The sequence below is a fragment of the Pseudacidovorax sp. DMC4 genome, assembly GCF_056314265.1.
In genome coordinates this window covers 175,121-195,958 of record NZ_JBQUYR010000003.1, presented here as the reverse complement: position 1 = coordinate 195,958, position 20,838 = coordinate 175,121, and the positions used below count along the sequence as shown (strand labels likewise).

Annotated in this window: 17 protein-coding genes; 7 read left to right on the top strand and 10 right to left on the bottom strand. The window is 70.9% G+C overall.

The features are described from left to right. Positions 1 to 23 precede the first annotated feature (23 nt). The 4 genes from ACT54X_RS07420 to ACT54X_RS07405 all read left to right on the top strand — a co-directional run bounded on the left by ACT54X_RS07420 (position 24) and on the right by ACT54X_RS07405 (position 5,006). Entirely contained in the window at positions 24 to 1,010 is a 987-nt protein-coding gene (locus tag ACT54X_RS07420; protein ID WP_294369968.1) for a Bug family tripartite tricarboxylate transporter substrate binding protein, read from the top strand. Positions 1,011 to 1,082: 72 nt separating this feature from the next. Next, the gene (locus tag ACT54X_RS07415) at positions 1,083 to 2,777 is read left to right on the top strand and encodes a tannase/feruloyl esterase family alpha/beta hydrolase (RefSeq protein ID WP_294369971.1); all 1,695 of its coding nucleotides are present in this window, start codon (positions 1,083 to 1,085) and stop codon (positions 2,775 to 2,777) included. 17 nt (positions 2,778 to 2,794) lie between these two features. After that, positions 2,795 to 4,492 (top strand): acyl-CoA dehydrogenase family protein, encoded by a 1,698-nt coding sequence (locus tag ACT54X_RS07410; RefSeq protein WP_294369974.1) that lies wholly within the window; start codon positions 2,795 to 2,797, stop codon positions 4,490 to 4,492. Between the two features lie 31 nt (positions 4,493 to 4,523). Next, positions 4,524 to 5,006 (top strand): MarR family winged helix-turn-helix transcriptional regulator, encoded by a 483-nt coding sequence (locus tag ACT54X_RS07405; RefSeq protein ID WP_294369976.1) that lies wholly within the window; start codon positions 4,524 to 4,526, stop codon positions 5,004 to 5,006. Between the two features lie 183 nt (positions 5,007 to 5,189). On the opposite strand, the gene ACT54X_RS07400 is transcribed toward ACT54X_RS07405, so the two are convergent. The 4 genes from ACT54X_RS07400 to ACT54X_RS07385 all read right to left on the bottom strand — a co-directional run bounded on the left by ACT54X_RS07400 (position 5,190) and on the right by ACT54X_RS07385 (position 10,951). Continuing rightward, a complete protein-coding gene (locus ACT54X_RS07400) occupies positions 5,190 to 5,954 on the bottom strand; it encodes an SDR family NAD(P)-dependent oxidoreductase (protein ID WP_294369979.1) in 765 nt (254 codons plus the stop codon). A 67-nt stretch (positions 5,955 to 6,021) separates the two neighbouring features. Further along, entirely contained in the window at positions 6,022 to 6,792 is a 771-nt protein-coding gene (locus tag ACT54X_RS07395) for a sulfite exporter TauE/SafE family protein (protein WP_294369982.1), read from the bottom strand. Between the two features lie 116 nt (positions 6,793 to 6,908). Further along, positions 6,909 to 9,905, bottom strand: coding sequence for a putative bifunctional diguanylate cyclase/phosphodiesterase (locus ACT54X_RS07390; RefSeq protein ID WP_294369985.1), 2,997 nt, complete (start codon positions 9,903 to 9,905; stop codon positions 6,909 to 6,911). Next, on the bottom strand, positions 9,902 to 10,951 hold the full coding sequence (locus tag ACT54X_RS07385) for a TRAP transporter substrate-binding protein (RefSeq protein WP_294369988.1): 1,050 nt from the start codon (positions 10,949 to 10,951) through the stop codon (positions 9,902 to 9,904). The genes ACT54X_RS07390 and ACT54X_RS07385 overlap by 4 nt, the downstream gene beginning before the upstream one ends. A 201-nt stretch (positions 10,952 to 11,152) precedes the next feature. Here ACT54X_RS07385 and ACT54X_RS07380 point away from each other — a divergent pair, with 201 nt between their 5' ends. Continuing rightward, entirely contained in the window at positions 11,153 to 11,761 is a 609-nt protein-coding gene (locus tag ACT54X_RS07380) for a hypothetical protein (RefSeq protein WP_294369990.1), read from the top strand. On the opposite strand, the gene pcaF is transcribed toward ACT54X_RS07380, so the two are convergent. From pcaF to ACT54X_RS07365, 3 genes are read right to left on the bottom strand one after another with little or no spacing between them, the layout of a single operon-like run. Further along, positions 11,762 to 12,967 (bottom strand): 3-oxoadipyl-CoA thiolase, encoded by a 1,206-nt coding sequence (gene pcaF, locus ACT54X_RS07375; protein WP_294369992.1) that lies wholly within the window; start codon positions 12,965 to 12,967, stop codon positions 11,762 to 11,764. A 40-nt stretch (positions 12,968 to 13,007) separates the two neighbouring features. After that, positions 13,008 to 13,667: a 3-oxoacid CoA-transferase subunit B gene (locus ACT54X_RS07370; protein ID WP_294369995.1), complete on the bottom strand. Its 660-nt coding sequence runs from the start codon at positions 13,665 to 13,667 to the stop codon at positions 13,008 to 13,010. After that, a complete protein-coding gene (locus tag ACT54X_RS07365) occupies positions 13,667 to 14,374 on the bottom strand; it encodes a 3-oxoacid CoA-transferase subunit A (protein ID WP_294369997.1) in 708 nt (235 codons plus the stop codon). Before ACT54X_RS07365 ends, ACT54X_RS07370 begins: the two co-directional genes overlap by 1 nt. A gap of 137 nt (positions 14,375 to 14,511) precedes the next feature. Between ACT54X_RS07365 and ACT54X_RS07360 the strand changes: the two genes are divergently transcribed. Together ACT54X_RS07360 and ACT54X_RS07355 are read left to right on the top strand one after the other, a co-directional pair. Next, a complete protein-coding gene (locus tag ACT54X_RS07360; RefSeq protein ID WP_294370000.1) occupies positions 14,512 to 15,306 on the top strand; it encodes an IclR family transcriptional regulator domain-containing protein in 795 nt (264 codons plus the stop codon). A 216-nt stretch (positions 15,307 to 15,522) separates the two neighbouring features. Further along, complete coding sequence (locus tag ACT54X_RS07355; RefSeq protein WP_476345788.1) at positions 15,523 to 18,594, top strand: EAL domain-containing protein; 3,072 nt, start codon at positions 15,523 to 15,525, stop codon at positions 18,592 to 18,594. A gap of 15 nt (positions 18,595 to 18,609) precedes the next feature. Here the strand turns inward: ACT54X_RS07355 and ACT54X_RS07350 are convergent, their stop codons facing one another. Genes ACT54X_RS07350 through ACT54X_RS07340 form a run of 3 tightly spaced genes read right to left on the bottom strand, consistent with a single transcriptional unit; the run spans position 18,610 to position 20,770 of the window. Next, positions 18,610 to 19,812, bottom strand: coding sequence for a beta-ketoacyl-[acyl-carrier-protein] synthase family protein (locus ACT54X_RS07350; RefSeq protein WP_476345786.1), 1,203 nt, complete (start codon positions 19,810 to 19,812; stop codon positions 18,610 to 18,612). Then, entirely contained in the window at positions 19,809 to 20,060 is a 252-nt protein-coding gene (locus tag ACT54X_RS07345; protein ID WP_017759745.1) for an acyl carrier protein, read from the bottom strand. Before ACT54X_RS07345 ends, ACT54X_RS07350 begins: the two co-directional genes overlap by 4 nt. Positions 20,061 to 20,086: 26 nt before the next feature. Continuing rightward, positions 20,087 to 20,770 (bottom strand): phosphatase PAP2 family protein, encoded by a 684-nt coding sequence (locus tag ACT54X_RS07340; RefSeq protein ID WP_294370011.1) that lies wholly within the window; start codon positions 20,768 to 20,770, stop codon positions 20,087 to 20,089. Positions 20,771 to 20,838: the final 68 nt, after the last annotated feature.

The window sequence follows — 20,838 nt, the reverse complement described above, 5'->3', positions numbered from 1 at the left end:
TCCTTCGCTCTCCGGAGACATCCATGCAACATCGTCGTCAATTCCTCCACACCCTCGGCGGCGCGGCCGCCCTGGGCGCCCTGTCGCCCCTGTCGGCCTTCGCCCAGGCCATCGAGCAGGTCAAGATCATGTACGGCTTCCCCGCCGGCAGCGCCGGCGACACCGTCGCCCGCCGCGTGGCCGAGAAGATCGCCGGCACCGCCTATGCCAAGGGCGCCTACGTCGAGAACAAGCCGGGCGCCGGCGGCCGCATCGCGGTCGAGACGCTGAAGAACTCGCCGCCGGACGGCTCGGTGCTCACGCTGGCGCCGGTGTCGGCCCTGTCGGTGTACCCGTACATCTATCCCAAGCTGGCCTACAAGCCGGAGGACGTCACGCCCGTCTCCATCGGCGCCATCATGTTCCACGGCCTGGCCGTGGGCCCGGCGGTGCCGGCCGAGGTGAAGACGCTGAAGGACTTCCTGGCCTGGGCCAAGGCCAACCCCGGCCAGGCCAGCTACGGCTCGCCGGGCGCAGGCTCCATGCCGCACCTGCTGGGCGCGCTGCTGGGCATGCGCTCGGGCGTGGAGCTGAAGCATGTGCCCTACCGCGGCACCGTGCCCAGCATCACCGACCTGGTGGGCGGCCAGATCGCCGCCGCCATGAACCCCAGCGGCGACTACCTCCAGTACATGAAGAACGGCCGCGTGCGCGTCCTGGCCACCTCCGGCAAGAAGCGCTCGCCCTACCTGCCCGATGTGCCCACCTTCACCGAACTGGGCTACCCGGACGTGACCTCGGAAGAGTGGTTCGGCTTCTACGCGCCGGCCAAGACGCCGGCCGCCACGCTGGCCTCGGCCAATGCGGCGATCAACGCAGCACTGAAGGACAAGTCGGTGATCGACTCGCTGGCGCTGGTGGGACTGGTGGCCCACGGCACCACGGCGCAGGACATGGCAGCCGACCAGAAGGCGGAATACGAGCGCTGGGGGCCCCTGGTCAAGCAGATCGGCTTTACGGCAGAGTCCTGATCACCCCAGGCTGACCGATCGCGAAGCCGGCTCTTACGATGCCGGCTTCGCGCCGTTTGCGAGACCCCGACCATGAACACCTTCCGCCTTGCCGCCATCGGCGGCGCCATCTCCCTGCTCAGTGCCTGCGGCTCGCGGCCGCCCGAAGCGGCCACGGCCATGAAGGCGGCGCGCCCCGGCGAACTGCACACCTGCGAACGCCTCGAAGCCGCGCCCGGCGTGGTGTTCACCGCGGTGCGCAGCGTGCCGGCCGGACCGGTGGCGGTGCGCGGCGGCAGCGAGCAGGCGCCGGCGCATTGCCTGGTGCAGGGCCGCATGGCCGAGCGCACCAGCACGGTGGACGGCCAGCGCTACGCCATCGGCTTCGAGCTGCGGCTGCCGCAGGCCTGGAACGGCCGCTTCCTGTTCCAGGCCAACGGCGGGCTGGACGGCGTGGTCGTGCCGGCGCTGGGCGGCATCGGCGGCGGCGGGCCGCGCACCAACGCGCTGTCGATGGGCTTCGCGGTGGTCAGCAGCGACGCCGGCCATCCGGCGCCCAATCCGCGCTTCGGCCTCGATCCGCAGGCGCGGCGCGACTACGGCTACAGCGCCGTGGCCCAGCTCACGCCCGTGGCCAAGCAACTCGTCGCACAGGCCTATGGGCGACCGGCCGACCGCTCCTACATCGCGGGCTGCTCCAACGGCGGGCGCCACGCCATGGTGGCGGCCTCGCGCCTGCCGCAGGCCTTCGACGGCGTACTGGCCGGCAACCCGGGGTTCCACCTGCCGCGCGCGGCCGTCGCGCAGCTGTATGGCGCGCAGCAGTACGCGGCATTGGCTACGGGCAAGACGGCGCAGGGCGAGCCGGATCTGCAGACCGCCTTCACGCCTGGGCAGCTGCAGACGCTCTCGCGGGCCGTCCTGGCGCGCTGCGACATGCTCGACGGCCTGACCGACGGCATCGTCGGCGACCTCAAGTCCTGCCAGGCCCGCTTCAACCTGGGCCGCGACGTGCCCACCTGCACCGCCGGCCGGCAGGACAGCTGCCTGGATCCGGCCCAGAAGATGGCCCTGGCCCGCGTCTTCGCCGGCGCCCGCGACAGCAATGGCCGCCAGATCTACAGCAGCTTCCCCTTCGACCCCGGCGTCTCGGGCGCCAACTGGCGCGAATGGAAGCTCGCCAGCCCGGCCACCCGCGACGCCGGTGCCGTGGCCTTCATCTTCAGCACGCCGCCGATGGCCGACCGGCCACAGGGCTTGGCCTTCGCGCTCGGCTTCGACATGGACCGCGATGCACCCCGCATCGATGCCACGCAGGCCCCGTACGACGAATCGGCCATGGCCTTCATGGCGCCGCCCAATGTCGAACGCCTGCAATCGCTGCGGGCCCGGGGCGGCCGGATGATCGTCTATCACGGCACCGGCGATCCGGTGTTCTCGTCCGACGACACGGCCGCGTGGTACGACCGCCTGCAGGCCACGCACGCCGGACGCGCGGGCGAATTCGTGCGCTACTTCCCGGTGCCCGGCATGAACCACTGCAGCGGCGGCCCCTCGACCGACCAGTTCGACATGCTCACGGCACTGGTGGACTGGGTCGAGGGCGGCCACGCGCCCGAGCAGGTGCTGGCCGAGGCCCGCGGCCCCGGCTCGCCGCAGCCCAACCCCGAGGTGCCCGCCAGCTGGGCGCCCGACCGCACCCGTCCCCTGTGCCCCTATCCCGCCGTCGCACGATTCCGCGGCGGCGACACCGAACGCGCGACCAGCTTCGCCTGCGTCGCGCCCTGACTTCCTGCCCGTTTGCCATGGATTACGCCCCTCGCCCTGAAGACGTCCGCTTCCTTCTCGACTCCGTCCTCGGTGCCTCCCAGCAGCTGTCCCGGCTTGCTCCCTTCGCCGAGGTCGATGCCGACCTGCAGGCCCAGGTGCTGGAGCAGGCAGCCACCTTCGTCGGCGAGGTGATCGCCCCGCTGCAGCGCGACGGCGACGAGATCGGCTGCCGCCTCGAAGACGGCCAGGTCCGTACGCCGCCCGGCTTCGCCGCCGCCTACCAGGCCTTCGTGGAGGGCGGCTGGCCCAGCCTCTCCGCCGCGGCCGAGGACGGCGGCCAGGGCCTGCCCGCCGTGCTGGAGGCCGTGCTCTACGAATGGCTGGCCGGCGCCAACCACGGCTTCACCATGGCGCCGGGCCTGCTGCATGGCGCCTACGAATGCATCCACCACCATGCCAGCGACGACCTCAAGGCCCGCTACCTGGGCAAGGTCGCCACCGGCGAATGGCTGGCCACCATGTGCCTGACCGAGGCCCATGCCGGCAGCGACCTGGGCCTGGTGCGCACCCGCGCCGTGCCGCAGGCCGATGGCAGCGTGCGCGTCTCGGGCACCAAGATCTTCATCTCGGGCGGCGAGCACGACCTCACGCCCAACATCGTCCACCTGGTGCTGTGCCGCCTGCCCGATGCGCCGGCCGGTCCCAAGGGCCTGTCGCTGGCGCTGGTGCCCAAGGTGCTCGACGACGGCGAGCGCAACGCGTTGCAGTGCGAGCGCATCGAGGAAAAGATGGGCCTGCACGGCAGCCCCACCTGCGTGATGCGCTTCGACGACGCCACCGGCTGGCTGGTGGGCGAGCCCGGCCGCGGCCTGGCCGCCATGTTCGTCATGATGAATGCGGCCCGTCTGCATGTGGCGCTGCAGGGCATCGGCCTGCTCGACGCCGCCTGGCAGAAGGCGAATGCCTATGCGCAGGAGCGCCGCCAGATGGTGGCCCCGGGCGCCGACCGTGCGGCCGGCCCCAGCCTGATCGCCGAGCATCCCGCGGTGGCGCGCGTGCTCGACGTGCAGCGGGCCTGGATCGACGGCGGCCGGCTCATCGCCTACCGCACCGCCTTGCAGCTCGACGTGGCGCGCCATGCCGAGGATGCCAAGGCGCGCGAAGCGGCGCACAAGTGGTGCAGCTACATCACGCCCGTGCTCAAGGCGGCGTGCACGCAGCAGGGCTTCGATGGCGCCAGTGCCTGCCTGCAGGTGTTCGGGGGCCACGGCTATGTGCGCGAATGGGGCATCGAGCAGATCCTGCGCGACGCCCGCGTGACCATGATCTACGAGGGCACCAACGAGATCCAGGCCATCGACCTGCTGGTGCGCAAGGTGCTGCCCGATGCCGGCGCCGGCTTCGCGGCCACGCTGCTGGCGCTGCGCGACGAACTGGACGCCTCGCGCGACATCGATGCCGACGCCCAGCGCCGCCTGGCCCAGCTGCGCTACCTGACCACGCAGATCGCCATGGCTGCCCACGCCCAGCCGCGCCTGCCCTACGAGCTGGCCGACGACTATCTGCGGCTGGTGATGGTGACGCTGCTGGCCTGGGCCTGGGCCCGGATCGAGCAGGCACCCGGCGCCGGCGAGACGCAGGCCCGCGCCGCGGCCGCCTTCCGCCGCTGGGTGCTGCCCGAGTTCGACATGCGCGCGGCGATCATCAAGAAGGCCTGCGAGCCGCAGAAGTGAGCGGGCCCTGCCGCTCTAGACTGCGCATGCCATGACCACCTCCAAGCCCCGCCCGCGCAAGCCCGTCCCGCCCCCGACCACCGCGCCCGAGCCGCTGGACAGCCATGTGCTCGAAAGCCTGGTGGGCTACAACGCGCGCCGCGCCTACCTGGTCGTGTATGTCGCCTTCGCCGAGCGGATGGCCGTCTATGGCCTCAAGCCGACGGATTTCTCGGTGCTTTCGCTGCTCGCGCACAACCCGGGCGCCACCTCGCGCCAGCTGTGCGCGGCGCTGGACATCCAGCCGCCTAACTTCGTGAGCCTGGTCGCGGCCATGGACCGCCGGGGTCTGATCGAACGACGACCCCATCCGCACGACGGCCGCGCGGTGGGCCTGCACCTCACGCCAGCCGGCCATCAGCTCATGGTCGAGGCGGAAGAGGCCGTGATCCAGCTGGAGAAAGAAGCCAGCCACAAGCTCACCGACCGCGAGCGCGAGACCTTGATCCGGCTCTTGCAGAAGATTTACCTGTAGCGGCGCCAGCGCGCCGCCCGGCATAGACCTGGCGTCACCTTCCTGATCGAACGGCCGCGGAGCAGGCCATGCCAGTGCACCCGAGGAACTGGCTTTGCCAGGCCTCCGGGTGCGCCCCCCTCCCGAGCCGAAGGCGACAGAGAGAGGGGGGAGCCGCGTAAGCGGCTTGGGGGGTGCTTCAGTTCAGGATTTCCGCACATCCCCCACCGGCTGGGCGCCAAAGTCCGGCCGATCCAGCCAGGCCAGCACCTTGCGGGCGGCCGACTCGGGCGAATCCAGTTGCCCGTTGCGGTGCAGGGCCTCGAAGCGGCCGCGATCGGGAAAGAGCGCCGCGTCGGCGCTGCGCAGCGCGATCTGCATGTCGGTGTCGATCACGCCGGGCGCCAGCGACACGATGCGGGCGCCGCCTTCCTCGGCCTCCTCCAGCGCCACGGCGCGCGAGAAATGGTCCATGCCTGCCTTGGCCGCGCAATAGGGCGCCTGGCTGCCCATGGCATTGCGGCCCAGCCCCGAAGAGATGTTGAGCACCTGCCGCGGCATCGACCAGCCGGCGGTCGCCGACAGGAAGGCGCTGGTCAGCAGCAGCGCCGCCTCCAGGCCCACGCGCAGTGCCGCCGACAGCTCGCCCAGCGAAGCCCGGGCCAGTGGCGCCGTGCGCCCCACGGTGCCCGCGTTGTTGATCAGCACGGCACGGCCAAGGGCGGAAGGGTCCTGCTCGGCCAGCCAGGCGGCCAGCCGCTCGGCCACCGGCAGCGGATCGGCCAGGTCGGCCGACCACTGCAGCACCTCGCTGCCCGCGGCGGCTGCTTCGGTCTCCAGCGTGGCATCGGTGCCGCGGGACAGGCACAGCAGCCGCACGCCGCCGCGCGCGAGCAGCTGGCTGGCCATCGCACGGCCCATGCCGCGCGAGGCGCCCGTCAGGACGATGAGTTCGTGGACAGAAGCCATGGGCGAAAAACTCCTTGCAATGGAAAGTCGAGGATGGGCGAGGCAGGCCAGCGAGCGCGCGCCGCCTTCAGAAGAAACCATCCCACACCAGCTTGAGGCCGGTGAGGAACATGCCGCCGTAGACGCAGCGGTAGAACCACGTCGGATCGATGCGCCGTGCCACGTGCACGCCCGCCCACACGCCCAGCGGCGCAAGCGGCATCAGCAGCAGCGAGGTGCTGAAGCTGCGCGCGTCCAGCAGGCCCAGCCAGGCGTAGGGGATCCACTTGGCGAGGTTCACCAGGAAGAACAGGTAGGCCATCGTGGCCGTGAAGACGATGGGCCGCAGCTTCAGCGGCAGCAGGTAGGCGTTGATGGGCGGCCCGCCCGCATGCGAGATGAAGCTGGTGAAGCCCGACAGCACGGTGAGCACCCAGCCCGCGGCGCGCGAGGGCGGCGGCGCATCGGGGCGCGGCGGAAACAGCAGCCGCTGCGCCAGGAAGAGCAGCGTGCACACACCCACGATGCCGGCCACCGTCGCCGCCGACAGCGCATGGAAGAGCAAGGCCCCCAGCACCACGCCTACCAGCGCCGGCGGCACCAGGAAGGCCAGCAGCCGGCGGTCCAGGTCGCGGCGGAAGGCGGCGATGCCCAGCACGTCCATCACGAACAGCAGCGGCATCAGGATGGCGGCCGCGCGCGGCACCGTGATGGCCAGCGACATGAGCGGCACCGCCAGCGAGCCGAAGCCCGCGCCGAAGCCGCTCTTGCTGATGCCCAGCAGCAGCACGGCGGGGACGGCGACCAGGTAGAAGGCAGGGTCCGCGATCGGCGGCGCGAAGAACTCGGGGAAGGACAAGGCGGGGCGGCCGCGCGGCGGGCCGTGGCAGGAAGAGCGAAGCGGGCATTGTGCCGAGGGCCGCCCCGGCGTGCAGGACGCGGCGCGGGACGCCGGGCCGGCCCGCGCCCCTGCCTTCAGAGCGGGATCAGCTCCGTGTCGAGCTGCGACTCCAGCACCTCCACCGGCTGCGGCCGTCCGAAGAGGAAGCCCTGGCACACGCGGCAGCCGTTGCGGGTCAGGAAGTCCAGCTGCGCCTGCGTCTCCACACCCTCGGCCACCACCTCCAGGTCGAGGTTGGCCGCCATGCCGATGAGCGTCTGCACGATCAGCTCGATCTTGGGATTGGTGCCGATGCCGCTGACGAAGAACTTGTCGATCTTGATCTGGTGCAGCGGCAGCTGCGCCATGTACGACAGCGACGAGTAGCCCGTGCCGAAGTCGTCCATCGAGAAGCGGATGCCGATGGCGGCCAGCGACTTCATCTTGCGGATGGTCTCGGCCACCTCGTCGTGCAGCAGGCTTTCGGTCAGCTCCAGCTTGAGCTTGGACGGATCGGCGCCGGTGCGGATCAGCACCTCGCGCACCTTGTCCGCGAAGTCCTCCTTGCGGAACTGGCGCGCGCTCACGTTCACGGCCAGCGTGAGGTGGCGGCGGCGCGGATGGTTGCTCCAGTCGTCCAGCTGCTTGCAGGCCTGCTCCAGCGCCCACAGGCCGATGGGCGAGATCAGACCGGTCTCTTCCGCCACGTCGATGAAGGCGGCCGGCGGGATCAGCCCGCGCTGCGGATGCAGCCAGCGGATCAGCACTTCGGCGCCCACCACGCGCCCTTCGGAGGTCACCTGCGGCTGGTAGTGCAGCAGGAACTGGCCGCGCGCCTTCAATGCCGCGCGCAGCTCGCTCTCCAGCGAGGCGCGCGCATTGACGGTGGTCTGCATGTCGGCCTCGAAGAAGCGCAGCACGTCGCCGCCGGCCGTCTTGGCGTGGAACATGGCGATGTCGGCCTGCTTGAGCAGGTCCTCCAGCGAGGCCGAGCTGGCGCTGATCAGCGTGGCACCGATGCTGCAGGTGCCGTGGTAGGTCATCGCCGGCAGCTGGATGGGCCGGCCCAGCTCGGCCAGCACCGCCTCGCCGAAGGCCTGGGTCTGCATCACGGCGGTGGCGGAGTCGGCGCTCAGGCCCTCGATCAGGATCACGAACTCGTCGCCGCCAAGGCGGGCCACGGTGTCGCCCTCGCGCATGAGCTGCTGCAGCCGCTGCGCCACCTGCTTGAGCAGCACGTCGCCGGCATTGCGGCCCTGCGCGTCGTTGAGCGTCTTGAAGTGGTCCAGGTCCAGGAAGAGCAGCGCCGCCTGGCGCTCGCGCCGCACGTTGGCGTCGATGGCCGACTGCAGGCGGTGCAGCAGCATGCGCCGGTTGGGCAGGCCCGTCAGGTTGTCGTAGAAGGACAGATGGTCGATCTGCAGCTGCGCCGACATGCGGTCGGTGATGTCGCGCAGGATGACGATGAAGCGCGCGTCCGCGCCCTCGCCCACCAGCTTGCGCGAGGCTGAGATCTCGAACCAGGCCGTGCCCTGCGAGGCGCGGCGCTCGAACTGCTTGCCGAAGGACAGGCCCTTCAGATAGGCCTCGCGCATGGCGGCCATGATCTGGATGGCGGCGTCGCCGGGCAGCACCTCCGACAGGGTGCGGCCCACCGGGTCGCCGATGTCCAGCAGCGAGGCGCGCGCCGAATGGAAGCCGATGCAGCGTCCGTCCAGGCACAGCTCCAGCAGCACGTCGGGCAGCGCGTCGAGCGTGGCCTGCAGCTGGGCCTTGCCTTCCACGATGTCGGCCAGGTGGCGGCGCTTCTCGCTGGTGTCGCGGTAGACGCAGACCATGCCTCCGTTGGGCGTCGGGCTCTTGACGACGACCACCGTGCGGCCGTCGGGCAGTTCCAGCTCCTGCTCGCCCGGCGCGGGCAGGCTCGGCGGCAGCAGGGCCGCCTCCTCTGCGCTGCGGCCCGAGACGGCACTCTCGACCGCCACCATGTGCATGCGCGCCTCCAGCGCGACGCGCGCCTGCGGAAAGATCTCGGCGAAGCGCCGGTTCCAGGCCGCCACGCGGCCTTCGGCATCCAGCAGCACGAAGCCGTCGGACATGGATTCGAGGGCCTGGTCCAGCATGCTCTTGGCATGCAGCGCCTCGCGGCGGCGCAGCCACTGTTCGCGCAACTGGTGCAGCGCGTAGGCCGACACGCCCACCACCATCAGCATCAGCAGCACCGTCACGCCCACGATCAGGTTGCGCTCGGTGCGGAAGCCCTCCAGCACCTCCTCCATGGGCAGGCCCGCGCTGAGCACGATGTCCTGGTTGAGCGTGGGGCGCAGCGCCATCAGCGCGTCCTGCCCCATGAGGCGCGAATTGGCACGCACGATGCCGCGCGCATCGGCGGCGCTGCGCAGTTCGGGCAGCGAGGCCGAGCCTTCGGCGATCTCGCTGCGCGGAGGCACGCTGACCAGCAGGCCCTGGCTGAGGCTTTCGAGCGTGACCTCCATGCCGTCGATGCCCGCCCCATGCGCCAGCAGCCGGGCCAGCGACGCCACCTGCACCTCGGCCAGCGCGATGCCTTGCGTGCCGTCGGGCAGGCGCACCATGCGGGTGAAGTACAGCACCTGCTGCGAGGTGCGCGGGCTGAGCGAGGGCGCCGTGGTCATCAGCTCGGGCACGGGCTGGCCCATCAGGCGGGCGGTGAAGGCGGGCGACAGCTGCACCGCCTCGCCGCCCGGAGGCGAGACCACGCTGCCGTCCGGACGCAGCACCTCCAGGCGCTCGACCAGCAGGCTGTGCCGGGCGAGCGACTGCATGCTGGTGGCCGCCCGCTGCGCCGCCGCGGCCATGTCCTCGTTGCCCACGGGGCGCAGCAGCATGCCCAGGTCGGCCAGCAGCAGATCCACGCCCAGCAGGTTCTGGTTGACGGCCGCCACCGACCCGCTGAGGAAGCGGTCGATCTGGTCGCGGGCGTCGTCGACGGCGCGGCTGCGCATCTCCAGCACCGCGAACACGGAGAGGCCGAAGACCACCACGATGAACAGCGTGGCCAGCGCAAGGGTGGACGCGGCCAGTTGCCGCGGCGGGCTGCTGGTCGACTTCATGGCGTCCGCGCCGCCTTGCCGTCGACCACGGGCGCAATCGTGCGCTGCCATAGCCGCGTGCACTCGGTACCGCAGCGCTGCAGCCAGTTGACCAGGATGGTGGAGCGGAGGATCTGGCGGCGCAGGCGGTCGTCCTCGGCGGTGGGCGCGACGGCCACCATGGCGCCGGGCGTGCCGCCGTCGCAGGGACCGGCGCCGGTGTTGCAGGCGACGGCGAGGTCGGTGTCGCGGATGGACTGGTCCCAGATGCGGCGTTCGAGCTGCGGCAACTGCTGCTCCAGCACGATGCGCAGGTCGGCCGGGAGCACCGCCCAGGCGTCGGCATTGGCGCCGAAGATGGCCAGGCCCCAGTTGATCGGCATGGTGAAAAGCGAGCGGGTGATGCGGTGCAGCCCCAGGGTGTTGCCCGAGGCCCCGCCGGTGATGGCGCAGTCGGTGTTGCCCGAGGTCATGTTGCTCATGAGTGCGGCGAAGGCGGTCGGCACCGGGGTGCCGCCCAATGCCTGAACGAAGTCGGCCTGGGTGCCGCTGGAGACCCGGACGCGCCGGCCCTTGAGGTCGGTCAGGCCCTTCATCGGCGTGGCACAGAAGATGACCTGCGCCGGGTAGATGTACATGGCCAGCAGCTTCACGTTGAAGCGCTCGCGCAGCATGCGGTCCATCTCGGGCCGGAAGGCATCGACCACCCGCCGCAACGTGGCGGCATCGGCGCTGAGGCCGGCCACGTCGGGCAGGGCGAGGGCCGGATGCTCACCGCCCACCTGGCTGAGCAGCACGGTGCCGAAAGGCACCACGCCGGTCTCCAGCAGGGTGAGCATCTTGTTGCCGGGCACCCCGGCCTGGTCGAAGGGCGCGATGGTCGCAGCCACCCGCCCCTGCATCAGCCGGGGCAAGGTCTGCGTCCAGAAAGGCGCCTCGTGCTGCGTGTACTGGGCAACGCCGGCCAGCCCCCCCACAACCCGCAACTGCAGGGGCGTGTCCTGTCCTGCCGCGGGCCAGGCGGCGGCCCAGACACAGCAAAAAAAAATCCTCAGGAAGAGGCGCATGGGGCAGAAATGAACGTGCGGCGCGCAATCAATCCCCGCATCTTGAAGAGGAATTGGCCATGTTGCAAATTGTGTCTCGACCTTAGGACTTCGCGACACATTTTTGGAAACCTTAAGTATTCGTTCTGACGTTGCGCGCGCGGCAGGTGTTGCAGACCTGCCTACACTGCCTCGTTTTCGGCATTTCCCTGCGGAACTTTCATGGACTTCCTGGCCTTGCTGGCCCTGGCCGCGCTCGGCCTGCATTTGTTGAAACGGCGCGATCAACAACGTCGCATCGCGCTGCTCGGCGCGAAGCTGGCGCCCTACCGCATCGAACCCCAGATGGAGACGCTGCTCGACGGCTATCTGCGCTGGCTGGACGAGGCGGACGAGGACCGCCGCCGGCAGATCTGGCAGACGCTGTGCGCGACGGAGGAATCGCTGGCCGAGCAGCTGCGGCGCTTCGCTGCCGACGTGGCCGGCACGGAGGCACCGCTGGCGCAGATGAGCAAGCTGCCGATGTGGCTGCCCTGGGCGCAGCCGCTGTTGTCGGGCGGGCTGCTGTTCGATGTGCGGCGCGCCTTCGCCATCCATGCGAAGGGCATCGCGGCCGTGGCGGCCAACGAGCCCGGGCTGGCCGACAAGCCGCGGGCCTTCATGATGAGTGCGGAGCTGCTTCTGCTGCAGCACACCTGCCACTGGTTCTGCCGCTCCAAGGCCGTGGCCAGCGCGCGGCTGCTGGCCCGGCACGGCACCTCGTACGAGCAGGTGCTGGCCTCGGTGTCGCCGCGCACGCGCAGCGACTACCTGGCGCTCATCGGCCGCTGATCAGACCTTTTCGAGGATCAGGGCGATGCCCTGGCCCACGCCGATGCACATGGTGCACAGCGCATAGCGGCCGCCGCCGCGGTGCAGTTGGTTGACCGCCGTGGTCGCCAGACGCGCGCCACTGGCGCCCAGCGGATGGCCCAGCGCGATGGCGCCGCCGTTGATGTTGACGCGCGCGTCGTCGTCCTTCAGGCCCAGCATGCGCAGCACGGCCAGGCCCTGGGCCGCGAAGGCCTCGTTCAGCTCGATGACGTCGATCTGGTCCAGCGAGAGGCCGGTCTGCGCCAGCACCTTCTGCGTGGCCGGTGCCGGACCGATGCCCATGATGCGCGGCGCCACGCCGGCCGTCGCCATGCCGACGATGCGGGCGCGCGGCGTCAGGCCGTTCTTCGCGGCCGCCGCTTCGCTGGCGATGAGCAGCGCACAGGCGCCATCGTTCACGCCGCTGGCATTGCCGGCCGTGACCGTACCCTCGGGCTTGACCACGCCACGGAGCTTGGCGAGCGACTCCAGGCTGGTGTCGCGCGGATGCTCGTCCTTGGCCACGACGATGGCGTCGCCCTTCTTCTGCGGGATCGTCACGGGCACGATCTCGGACTCGAAGAAGCCGGACTTCTGCGCCGCCACCGCGCGCTGCTGGCTGGCCAGGGCCATGCGGTCCTGCGCCTCGCGCTCGATCTTGAACTGCTCGGCCACGTTCTCGGCCGTCTCGGGCATGGAGTCCACGCCGTACTGCGCCTTCATCAGCTTGTTGACGAAGCGCCAGCCGATCGTGGTGTCGTAGACGGCGTTGCTGCGGCTGAAGGCCGACTCGGCCTTGGGCATGACGAAGGGCGCGCGGCTCATGCTCTCCACACCGCCGGCGATCATCAGCTGCGCCTCGCCCGCCTTGATGGCGCGGGCCGCGCTGCCCACGGCGTCCAGGCCCGAGCCGCACAGGCGGTTGATGGTGGCGCCCGGCACCTCGATGGGCAGGCCGGCCAGCAGCGCGGCCATGCGCGCGACGTTGCGGTTGTCCTCGCCGGCCTGGTTGGCGCAGCCGTAGAGCACGTCGGTCACGGCCTGCCAGTCGACCTTGGCATTGCGTTCCATCAGCGCCTTGATGGGGATCGCGCCCAGGTCGTCGGTACGCACGCTGGCGAGTGCGCCGCCGTAGCGGCCGAAGGGGGTGCGGATGGCGTCGCAGATGAAGGCGTCGATGGTCATGCGGAAGGTCTCCTTGGGAATCGGATGAAAGAGGGGGGGTTCAGTCGGCAGCCGTGTCTTCGGCAATGGGCAGGCCCACCAGCCGTTCGAGTTCCTGCAGCGACAGGCCCGGCACGCGGTCGATGCAGCGCAGGCCCTGCGATGTGCAGGCCAGTGTCGCCAGGTCGGTGTAGATGCGCTTGACGCACGCGAGACCCGTGAGCGGGTAGCTGCACTGCGCCACGACCTTGCTCACGCCCTGCTTGGTCAGCAGGTCCATCATGACCCAGGTCTGCTTGGCACCCGTGGCCAGGTCCATGGCGCCGCCGACGGCCGGGATGGCGCCGGGCTCGCCGGTGCTCCAGTTGGCCAGATCGCCCGTGGCGCTGACCTGGAAGGCGCCCAGCACGCAGATGTCGATGTGGCCGCCGCGCATCATGGCGAAGCTGTCGGCATGGTGGAAGTAGGCGCCGCCCGGCAGGAGCGTCACGGGCTGCTTGCCGGCGTTGATGAGGTCGTAGTCCTCCTCCCCCGCGGCCGGCGCCGGGCCCATGCCCAGGATGCCGTTCTCGCTGTGCAGCACCACCTCGCGGCCCGCGGGCAGATGGTTGGCCACCAGCGTGGGCTGGCCGATGCCGAGGTTGACGACGGCACCGTCGAAGATGTCCTGTGCCACGCGGGCGGCGAGCTGGTCCTTGGTTCGGCGTTGGTAGTCGGCCATCACGCCACCTCCTTCTTCTTGAAGCCGCCGGCCTGGGTGGCCGTGCGGTCGATCTTTACCACCCGGCTGACGAAGATGCCGGGCGTGACGATGGCCTCGGGGTCGAGCGTACCCAGCTCGGCCACCTCGTGCACCGTGGCGACGGTCGTCTTCGCGGCCATGGCCATCACGGGGCCGAAGTTGCGCGCGGCCTTCCGGAAGGTGAGGTTGCCCCAGCGGTCGCCCCGCTCGGCCTTGATGAGGGCCAGGTCGCCGTGGATGGGGAGTTCGAGCACGTAGTGCTTGCCATCGATCACGCGGGTCTCGCGGCCGGCCGCGAGTTCGGTGCCATAGCCGGTCGGGCAGAAGAAGGCACCGATGCCGGCACCGGCGGCGCGGATGCGCTCGGCCAGATTGCCCTGGGGCACCAGCTCCAGCTCGATCTTGCCGGCGCGGTAGAGCCCGTCGAAGACGAAGCTGTCGGCCTGCCGCGGGAAGCTGCAGATGATCTTGCGCACCCGGCCGGCCTTGAGCAGCGCGGCCAGGCCGGCCTCGCCGTTGCCGGCGTTGTTGTTGACCACCGTGAGGTCGCGCGCACCCTGCGCGATGAGGCCGTCGATCAGCGCGTCGGGGATGCCGGCCGTGCCGAAGCCTCCGATCAGCACCGTGGCGCCATCGGGCGTACCCTGGAGCGCCTCCTCCACCGAGGCGGCGAGTTTGTCGATCATGCGGGGTTCCTTCTTCAGGGACGCCAGCCTTTGCACGGGCGGGCGCGGGTCACGGGAAAGTCGACGGGGAAAAGCCGGAAGATGTTCGCAATACGAACATTTGTTCTTAGAATGAATTCTAGCCCGCTTCCTCGACCATGCCATCCACCCCGTCTTCCACCGAAGTCCCCGAAGCGCCACGCCCCGGCGACGGTTTCGTGCAGTCCTTCGCCCGCGGCCTGCAGGTCATCCGCTCCTTCAGCGCCAGCGCGCCGCGCCAGACTTTGAGCGAGGTCGCGGCCGCCAGCGGCCTCACCCGCGCCGGGGCGCGCCGCATCCTGCTCACGCTGCAGACGCTGGGCTATGTGGAAAGCGACGGCCGCTTCTTCTCGCTCACGGCGCGCATCCTGGACCTGGGCTTCGCCTACCTGTCGTCGATGCCGATCTGGAACCGCGCCGAGCCGGTGATGGAGTCGCTGGTGGCCCAGGTCAAGGAGTCGTGCTCGGCCGCGGTGCTGGAGGGCACCGACGTGGTCTACGTGATGCGCGTGCCCACGCACAAGATCATGCGCATCAACGTCGGCATCGGCTCGCGCCTGCCGGCCTACTGCACCTCGATGGGCCGGGTGCTGCTGGCTGCGCTGCCCGAGGACGAACTGCAGCGCCGCCTGGCCGCTTCGCCCATCGCCCCGCTCACGCGCCACACGCTGACCGATCCCGAGGCCATCGCCGCGCGTATCGCCCAGGCGCGGCGCCAGGGCTGGTGCCTGGTGAACCAGGAGCTGGAGGAAGGGCTGATCTCCATCGCCGCACCGGTGCGCGACCGCGCGGGCCGGGTGCTGGCCGCGCTCAACATCAGCGGCCAGGCCAACCGGACCAGCGCCAAGGTGATGCAGGACAGCCTGCTGCCGCCGCTTCTGGACGCCGCGGCGCGGGTGTCCAGCCTGCTGTAGGGTCGCCGCCGAACCCGTAGATTTGATCTAGCGCAATACAAGCAGGGGCGGCGCTGCCCAGAATCGGCGCGCCATGCGCCCTCCCTCCCTGCCCCCGCGGCCCTCCGGGCGCCTGCGCCCGCCGCCGCGGCCCGATGCCATGGCCGGATGCGGCGCCATGCCCGCCCAGCCGCACCGGCTGGCACCGTCACCTCAGGCCTTGCCGAAGGCCGCCCCGTGAGCGCGGCGCCCTCCGCCCCACCCTCGGACTGGGGCAGCCTCCAGCCGCGGCACGCCCTGGCCGCGCCGGCGGCGGCCCCCGATGCGCGCCCGGTGCAACTGCCTCGCGCCTGGTACCTGCGGGTGGGCGCGATGGCGGCGCTGCTGCTGGCGGGCCTCACCCTCACCTACCTGCGCGCCGATCCGGCACCGGCCAGCGCGCACATGGCCTTCCTGTGCCAGCTGCTGGGCGTGCGCGAGGCCGATGCCGGCTTCGATGCGCAACTGCTTTCGCTACAGGCCGGGCGCACGGTGGACGACCGCGCGCTGTCGCAGTTCGCCACCCGGGCCGCGCAGCAGATCCAGCAGCTGCAGGCCCTGCCCGACGTCGTACCCGCGGCGGATCGGCCCGCGCTGCAGCAGGCGCTCGCCGCCCTGCGCACGGCCATGGAGGCCAAGGCCGCCGGCCTGCCAGACTTCCGGCGCAGCCACCTCGGACTGGTGCAGGCCCAGGCCGGCCTGCCCTCTGCCGCCCAGGACCTTCTGCAGGCCACCGAGAGCACGCCGCTGCAAGGGGCTGCCCGGCGCTACGTGCTCGGCTTCCTGCCGGGCAGCGGCAACAGCGACAGCGACGGCGCGGAGGCCGACGCGGCGGCCGAGGCGCTGCGGGTGGCCGCCCAGTCCGACCCCGCGCTCGCCCTGCCCGTGCAGCGCCTGCTCACCCAGGGCGACACCATCCATCGCCTGCGCAGCGCCCGCGACGGCGCGGTGGACGCCGTGCGCAGGCTCGACACCACGGCCCGCATCCAGGACGTGCAGCGCCGCTACGAGGAAAGTTGGCGGCGCCTGGACGCCGAGGCCCACGCCTGGCGCCTGGTGCTGTTCGGCCTGGCCATGCTCATGGCCGCTTACCTGAGCTGGGCCTTCCTGCAGTGGCACCGCATGCAGCGCCAGCTGGCGGGCGCCCATGGCGAACTGCAGCGACGCTACCAGGCGCAGCTGGCGGCCGAGCAGCGCCTGAAGCTGCATGCCACCGCCTTCGAGAACGCCTACGACGGCATCACCCTGACCGACGCGCGGGGCAACATCGTCGACGTCAACCCGGCCTTCTGCCGCATCACCGGCTACAGCCGCGCCGAGGTGATCGGCCGCAACCCCAGCATGATGCAGTCGGGCCGCCACGACCGCGCCTTCTACACGGCCATGTGGAAGCGCATCCTGGAGACGGGCAACTGGAACGGCGAGATCTGGAACCGCAACAAGTACGGCGAGGTGTACCCGGAGCTGCTGTCCATCTCGGCCATCCGCGACGGCCACGGCCAGGTCAGCAACTTCGTCGCCGTGTTCGCCGACATCCGGCACCTGAAGGCGCAGGAGAAGCAACTGGCGCGCATGGCCTACTACGACGCGCTCACCGGCCTGCCCAACCGCGTGCTGCTGGCCGACCGGCTGCAGCACGCCGTGGCACGGGCCCGCGGGCGCGCCACGGTGCTGGCCGTCTGCTACATGGACCTGGACAACTTCAAGCCCGTCAACGACGGCCATGGCCATGCGGCGGGCGACCTGGCGCTGGTCCAGGTGGCGCGGCACCTGCAGGCGGCCGTCCAGCCCGACGACACGGTGGCGCGCACCGGCGGCGACGAGTTCGTGCTGCTCTTCGAGCGCAGCGACACCGAAGGCTGCCACCGCATGCTGCAGCAGGTGGTGGATGCCATCACGCTGCCGCTGCAGGTGGGCGGCGGCAGCCACACGCTCACCGGGAGCATCGGCGTCACCTTCTTCCCGCAGGACGAGGTGGAACCCGAAGCCCTGCTGCGCCATGCCGACCAGGCCATGTACCGCGCCAAGCAGGCCGGCGGCGGTCGCTTCCATGTCTTCGATGCCGAAGACGACCGCCATGCCCGCGATGTCGGCCACCATGCGCAGCGCCTGCGGCAGGCCATGCGCAACGGCGAGCTGGTGCTGCACTACCAGCCCAAGGTGGACATGCGCCTGGGCACGGTGCTCGGTGCCGAGGCGCTGATCCGCTGGCAGCATCCCGAACGCGGGCTGCTGCCGCCCGGTGCCTTCCTGCCCCTGCTGGAGGACGATGCGCTGACCATCGACCTCGGCGAATGGGTGATCGAGCAGGCGCTGGTGCAAGCCGGGCGCTGGGCAGCCGCCGGCCTGCGACTGCCGGTGTCGGTCAACGTGGCCAGCGCGCAGCTGCAGGCGGCCGACTTCATGCGCAAGCTCGGCCTGGCGCTGGAGCGGCATCCGGACGCGGCGGACCTGCTGGAGCTGGAGATCCTAGAGACCACCAGCCTGGACGACGTGGTCAAGGCCGCCCGCATCATCGAGCAATGCCACGCCCTCGGCGTGCATGTGTCCATCGACGATTTCGGCACCGGCTATTCCTCGCTCACCTACCTCAAGCGCCTGCCCGCGCGCACCATCAAGCTGGACCAGAGCTTCGTGCGCGAGTTGCTGGAGGACAGCGACAACCTGGTGATCGCGCATGGCGTGATCCGGCTGGTCCACGCGCTGGACCGGCGGGTCATCGCCGAAGGCGTGGAAAGCGAGGCCCACGGCCGCCTGCTGCTGCAGATGGGCTGCGACCGCGCCCAGGGCTACGGCGTGGCCCGCCCCATGCCGGCGGCCGACCTGCCGGCCTGGGTGCAGGTGTGGCAGCCGCCGCAGGCCTGGCGCGACTGCGCGCGCGTGCGCTGGACGGACGAGGTCTATCCGCTGCTGCTGGCCGAAGTGCAGGCGCGCGGCCACCTGCAACAGCTGCGCCATGCGCTGCAGCACGGCCGGCGCCTCACGAGCCCCGTGATGCCGCCGCTGCCGACCTTGCCCGACCCCGCCGCAGCACCCACCCTGTCCGCCGTCGACCGCCTCGCGCTGGTCGACCGGGTGCGCCAGGAGCACGCCATCGTGCGCCGGCACAGCGACGAGGTCGGACGGGCGCTTGCTCTGGGAGCGATCGACGAAGCCCGCTCCCGCGTCGACACCTTGCAGGCCGCGCATGCGCAACTGCTGCGGGCCCTGGCCGACATGCAGTTCGCGCTGGCCTCGCCTGCCACCGCGCGACAGGCCGTGCCCGGCTGAAAGCCGGGCGCGCGGTCAGGATCGTTCGAACAGCAGCACCGCGTTGGAGCCGCCGAAGGCGAAGGAGCTGCTGACGGCCGCCCGCAGGTCGGGCGCATCCAGGCCGGCCGCCGGCACCAGGTTCAGGCCGAAGGCCGGGTCGGGCTGCTCGGCATGGGCATTGGGCGGCAACTGGCCGTTCTTGACCGCCAGCACGGTGATGGCCGCCTCCAGCGCGCCGGCCGCACCCAGCAGGTGGCCATGCAGCGCCTTGGTGGAGCTGACGCGCAGCGCGCCGATGGCATCGCCCCAGACGGCACTCAGCGCCTCGGCCTCGACGCCGTCGCCGATTCGGGTGGCGGTGCCATGGGCATTGCAGTAACCGACATCGGACGGCTGCAGGCCGGCCACCTGCAGGGCGGCGTGCATCGCGCGGGCCTGGCCGGCCGCGTCGGGCTTGGTCAGGTGGGTGGCGTCGCAACTGTGGCCCCAGCCGGTCAGCAGGGCATGCGCCGCGGCGCCGCGCGCGCGGGCGCGCTCGGCCGATTCGAGCACCAGGAAGGCCGCACCCTCGCCCAGCGCGAAGCCGGCCCGGTCGGCCGCGAAGGGCCGCACGGCGCGCGATTCCTCGCCCGCCACCACCGGCGCCAGCGTCTGCATGGCCTGCCAGGCCAGCACCACGCCGGGCACGATCAGCGCCTCGCTGCCGCCCGCGATGGCCACATCGACCTCGCCGCGCTGCACCGCCTTGGCGGCCTCGGCGATGGCCACCGCCGACGAGGCGCAGGCCACCGAATAGGTGAACACCGGCCCGCGCGCATTCAGCCGCATCGCCACCTGCGACGCCGGCGCGTTGGGCATGAAGGCGGGAATGGTCAGCGGAGGCACCCGGCCGTTGCCGCGGTAGGCGGCCTCCAGCGCCGTGGCGCCGCCCATGCCACAGCCGCCGTAGACACCAAGGCGCTCAGGCGCCACATCGCGCAGTGCGCCGGCATCGCGGACGGCCATCTCGGCGGCGGCGACCGCCAGCTGGCTGACCCGGTCCACGCCGGGCAGCTGCAGCTTGGTGAACCAGCGGGATTCGTCGAACTGCAGCGTGGCCGCGGCGGCGGGCTTGGGCAGGTCGGGAAAGACGGGCCGGATGGCGGATTCGCCCCGCATCAGGGCCGCGAACATGGCCTGGGCGTCCTCGCCATGCGGCGAGACCACGCCCAGCCCGGTGATGGCGACCTGCGTCACGAGGCCTGCTTCGCGGCCGCCTCGGCACGCGCCTTGTCGACCACCGCGGCCAGGCCGGCGAGGGTCTCGATGCTCGGATCCGGATCGGGCATGGAGATCTTGAAGCGGTCCTCGATCTCGAACAGGAATTCAACCAGGGCGAGGGAATCGAGCCCCTTGTCGCGCATGGACTCGTTCGGGTCCAGGGTGGCAGGGTCGATGCCGTATTTCTCCTGGATCAGATCCTGCAATTCCTTCAGCGAGCTCATGAGTCTTGTGTCTGTAATGTCAAATTTCATGATAGCCGTTCGATCCGCGGGGCCTCGTCCGGCTCGCGCCAGCGCCACCGCAGCGAGGCCGCAGCAAACACCAGGCCCAGCGCCGTGCCGCCCACCACGTCCCAGGCCACATGCTGCCGGGTGGCCAGCGTGGACCAGGCGATGGCCAGCACCCAGGCCAGGCTCGTCAGCCGAAGCGCCGCCGGCGCCCCCACGCGCCGCAGCAGGTGCTCGATCCATACCGCCGTGAAGACGGAGATGGCCACGTGCATCGACGGGCAGGCATTGCCCGCCGCGTCGATGCCGGCCAGCAGCGCGAAGCCGGGCGCATCGGCGCGGTCCAGCGGCAGCGGAGGAATCTGCGTGGGCCACAGGTAGAAGATCATCAGCCCGCAGGCGCACAGCGCCCCCGCCCAAACGCCATAGACCAGAAGCGGCATGAAGCCGCGCAGCAGCCCCGGGGCGATGCCCACGTACAGCCACAGCGACAGGTAGGGCACCAGCGCAAGGGGCTCGAAGGGCACCCAGGCATCGACCCAGGTCAGCGGCATGACCAGGGGTGGCCGCGCCGGGTGGCGCAGCAGGTAGAAGTAGCCGATGAAGAACACCCACACCCAGATGGTGGTGCCGACGATCTTGAGCGGGGCGCGCTCGCGCATTCGGGAGCCCAGTTCGCGGGCCCAGGGGGGCAGGTTGGTCATCCGGACGGTGAAATGGGGAATCCGCGATCTTGCCTGATGCGCAAGACAGCCCCGCGGCGGCAGCGTGG

Excerpts from the sequence above, each read along its gene's own strand:
- ACT54X_RS07420 (WP_294369968.1), top strand. The coding sequence starts at position 24 with ATGCAACATCGTCGTCAATTCCTCCACACCCTCGGCGGCGCGGCCGCC.
- ACT54X_RS07345 (WP_017759745.1), bottom strand. The coding sequence starts at position 20,060 with ATGAGCTCGCTGAAGGAATTGCAGGATCTGATCCAGGAGAAATACGGC.
- ACT54X_RS07405 (WP_294369976.1), top strand. The coding sequence starts at position 4,524 with ATGACCACCTCCAAGCCCCGCCCGCGCAAGCCCGTCCCGCCCCCGACC.
- ACT54X_RS07380 (WP_294369990.1), top strand. The coding sequence starts at position 11,153 with ATGGACTTCCTGGCCTTGCTGGCCCTGGCCGCGCTCGGCCTGCATTTG.
- ACT54X_RS07385 (WP_294369988.1), bottom strand. The coding sequence starts at position 10,951 with ATGCGCCTCTTCCTGAGGATTTTTTTTTGCTGTGTCTGGGCCGCCGCC.
- ACT54X_RS07410 (WP_294369974.1), top strand. The coding sequence starts at position 2,795 with ATGGATTACGCCCCTCGCCCTGAAGACGTCCGCTTCCTTCTCGACTCC.
- ACT54X_RS07370 (WP_294369995.1), bottom strand. The coding sequence starts at position 13,667 with ATGGCCGACTACCAACGCCGAACCAAGGACCAGCTCGCCGCCCGCGTG.
- ACT54X_RS07365 (WP_294369997.1), bottom strand. The coding sequence starts at position 14,374 with ATGATCGACAAACTCGCCGCCTCGGTGGAGGAGGCGCTCCAGGGTACG.
- ACT54X_RS07390 (WP_294369985.1), bottom strand. The coding sequence starts at position 9,905 with ATGAAGTCGACCAGCAGCCCGCCGCGGCAACTGGCCGCGTCCACCCTT.
- pcaF (WP_294369992.1), bottom strand. The coding sequence starts at position 12,967 with ATGACCATCGACGCCTTCATCTGCGACGCCATCCGCACCCCCTTCGGC.
- ACT54X_RS07415 (WP_294369971.1), top strand. The coding sequence starts at position 1,083 with ATGAACACCTTCCGCCTTGCCGCCATCGGCGGCGCCATCTCCCTGCTC.
- ACT54X_RS07340 (WP_294370011.1), bottom strand. The coding sequence starts at position 20,770 with ATGACCAACCTGCCCCCCTGGGCCCGCGAACTGGGCTCCCGAATGCGC.
- ACT54X_RS07400 (WP_294369979.1), bottom strand. The coding sequence starts at position 5,954 with ATGGCTTCTGTCCACGAACTCATCGTCCTGACGGGCGCCTCGCGCGGC.
- ACT54X_RS07360 (WP_294370000.1), top strand. The coding sequence starts at position 14,512 with ATGCCATCCACCCCGTCTTCCACCGAAGTCCCCGAAGCGCCACGCCCC.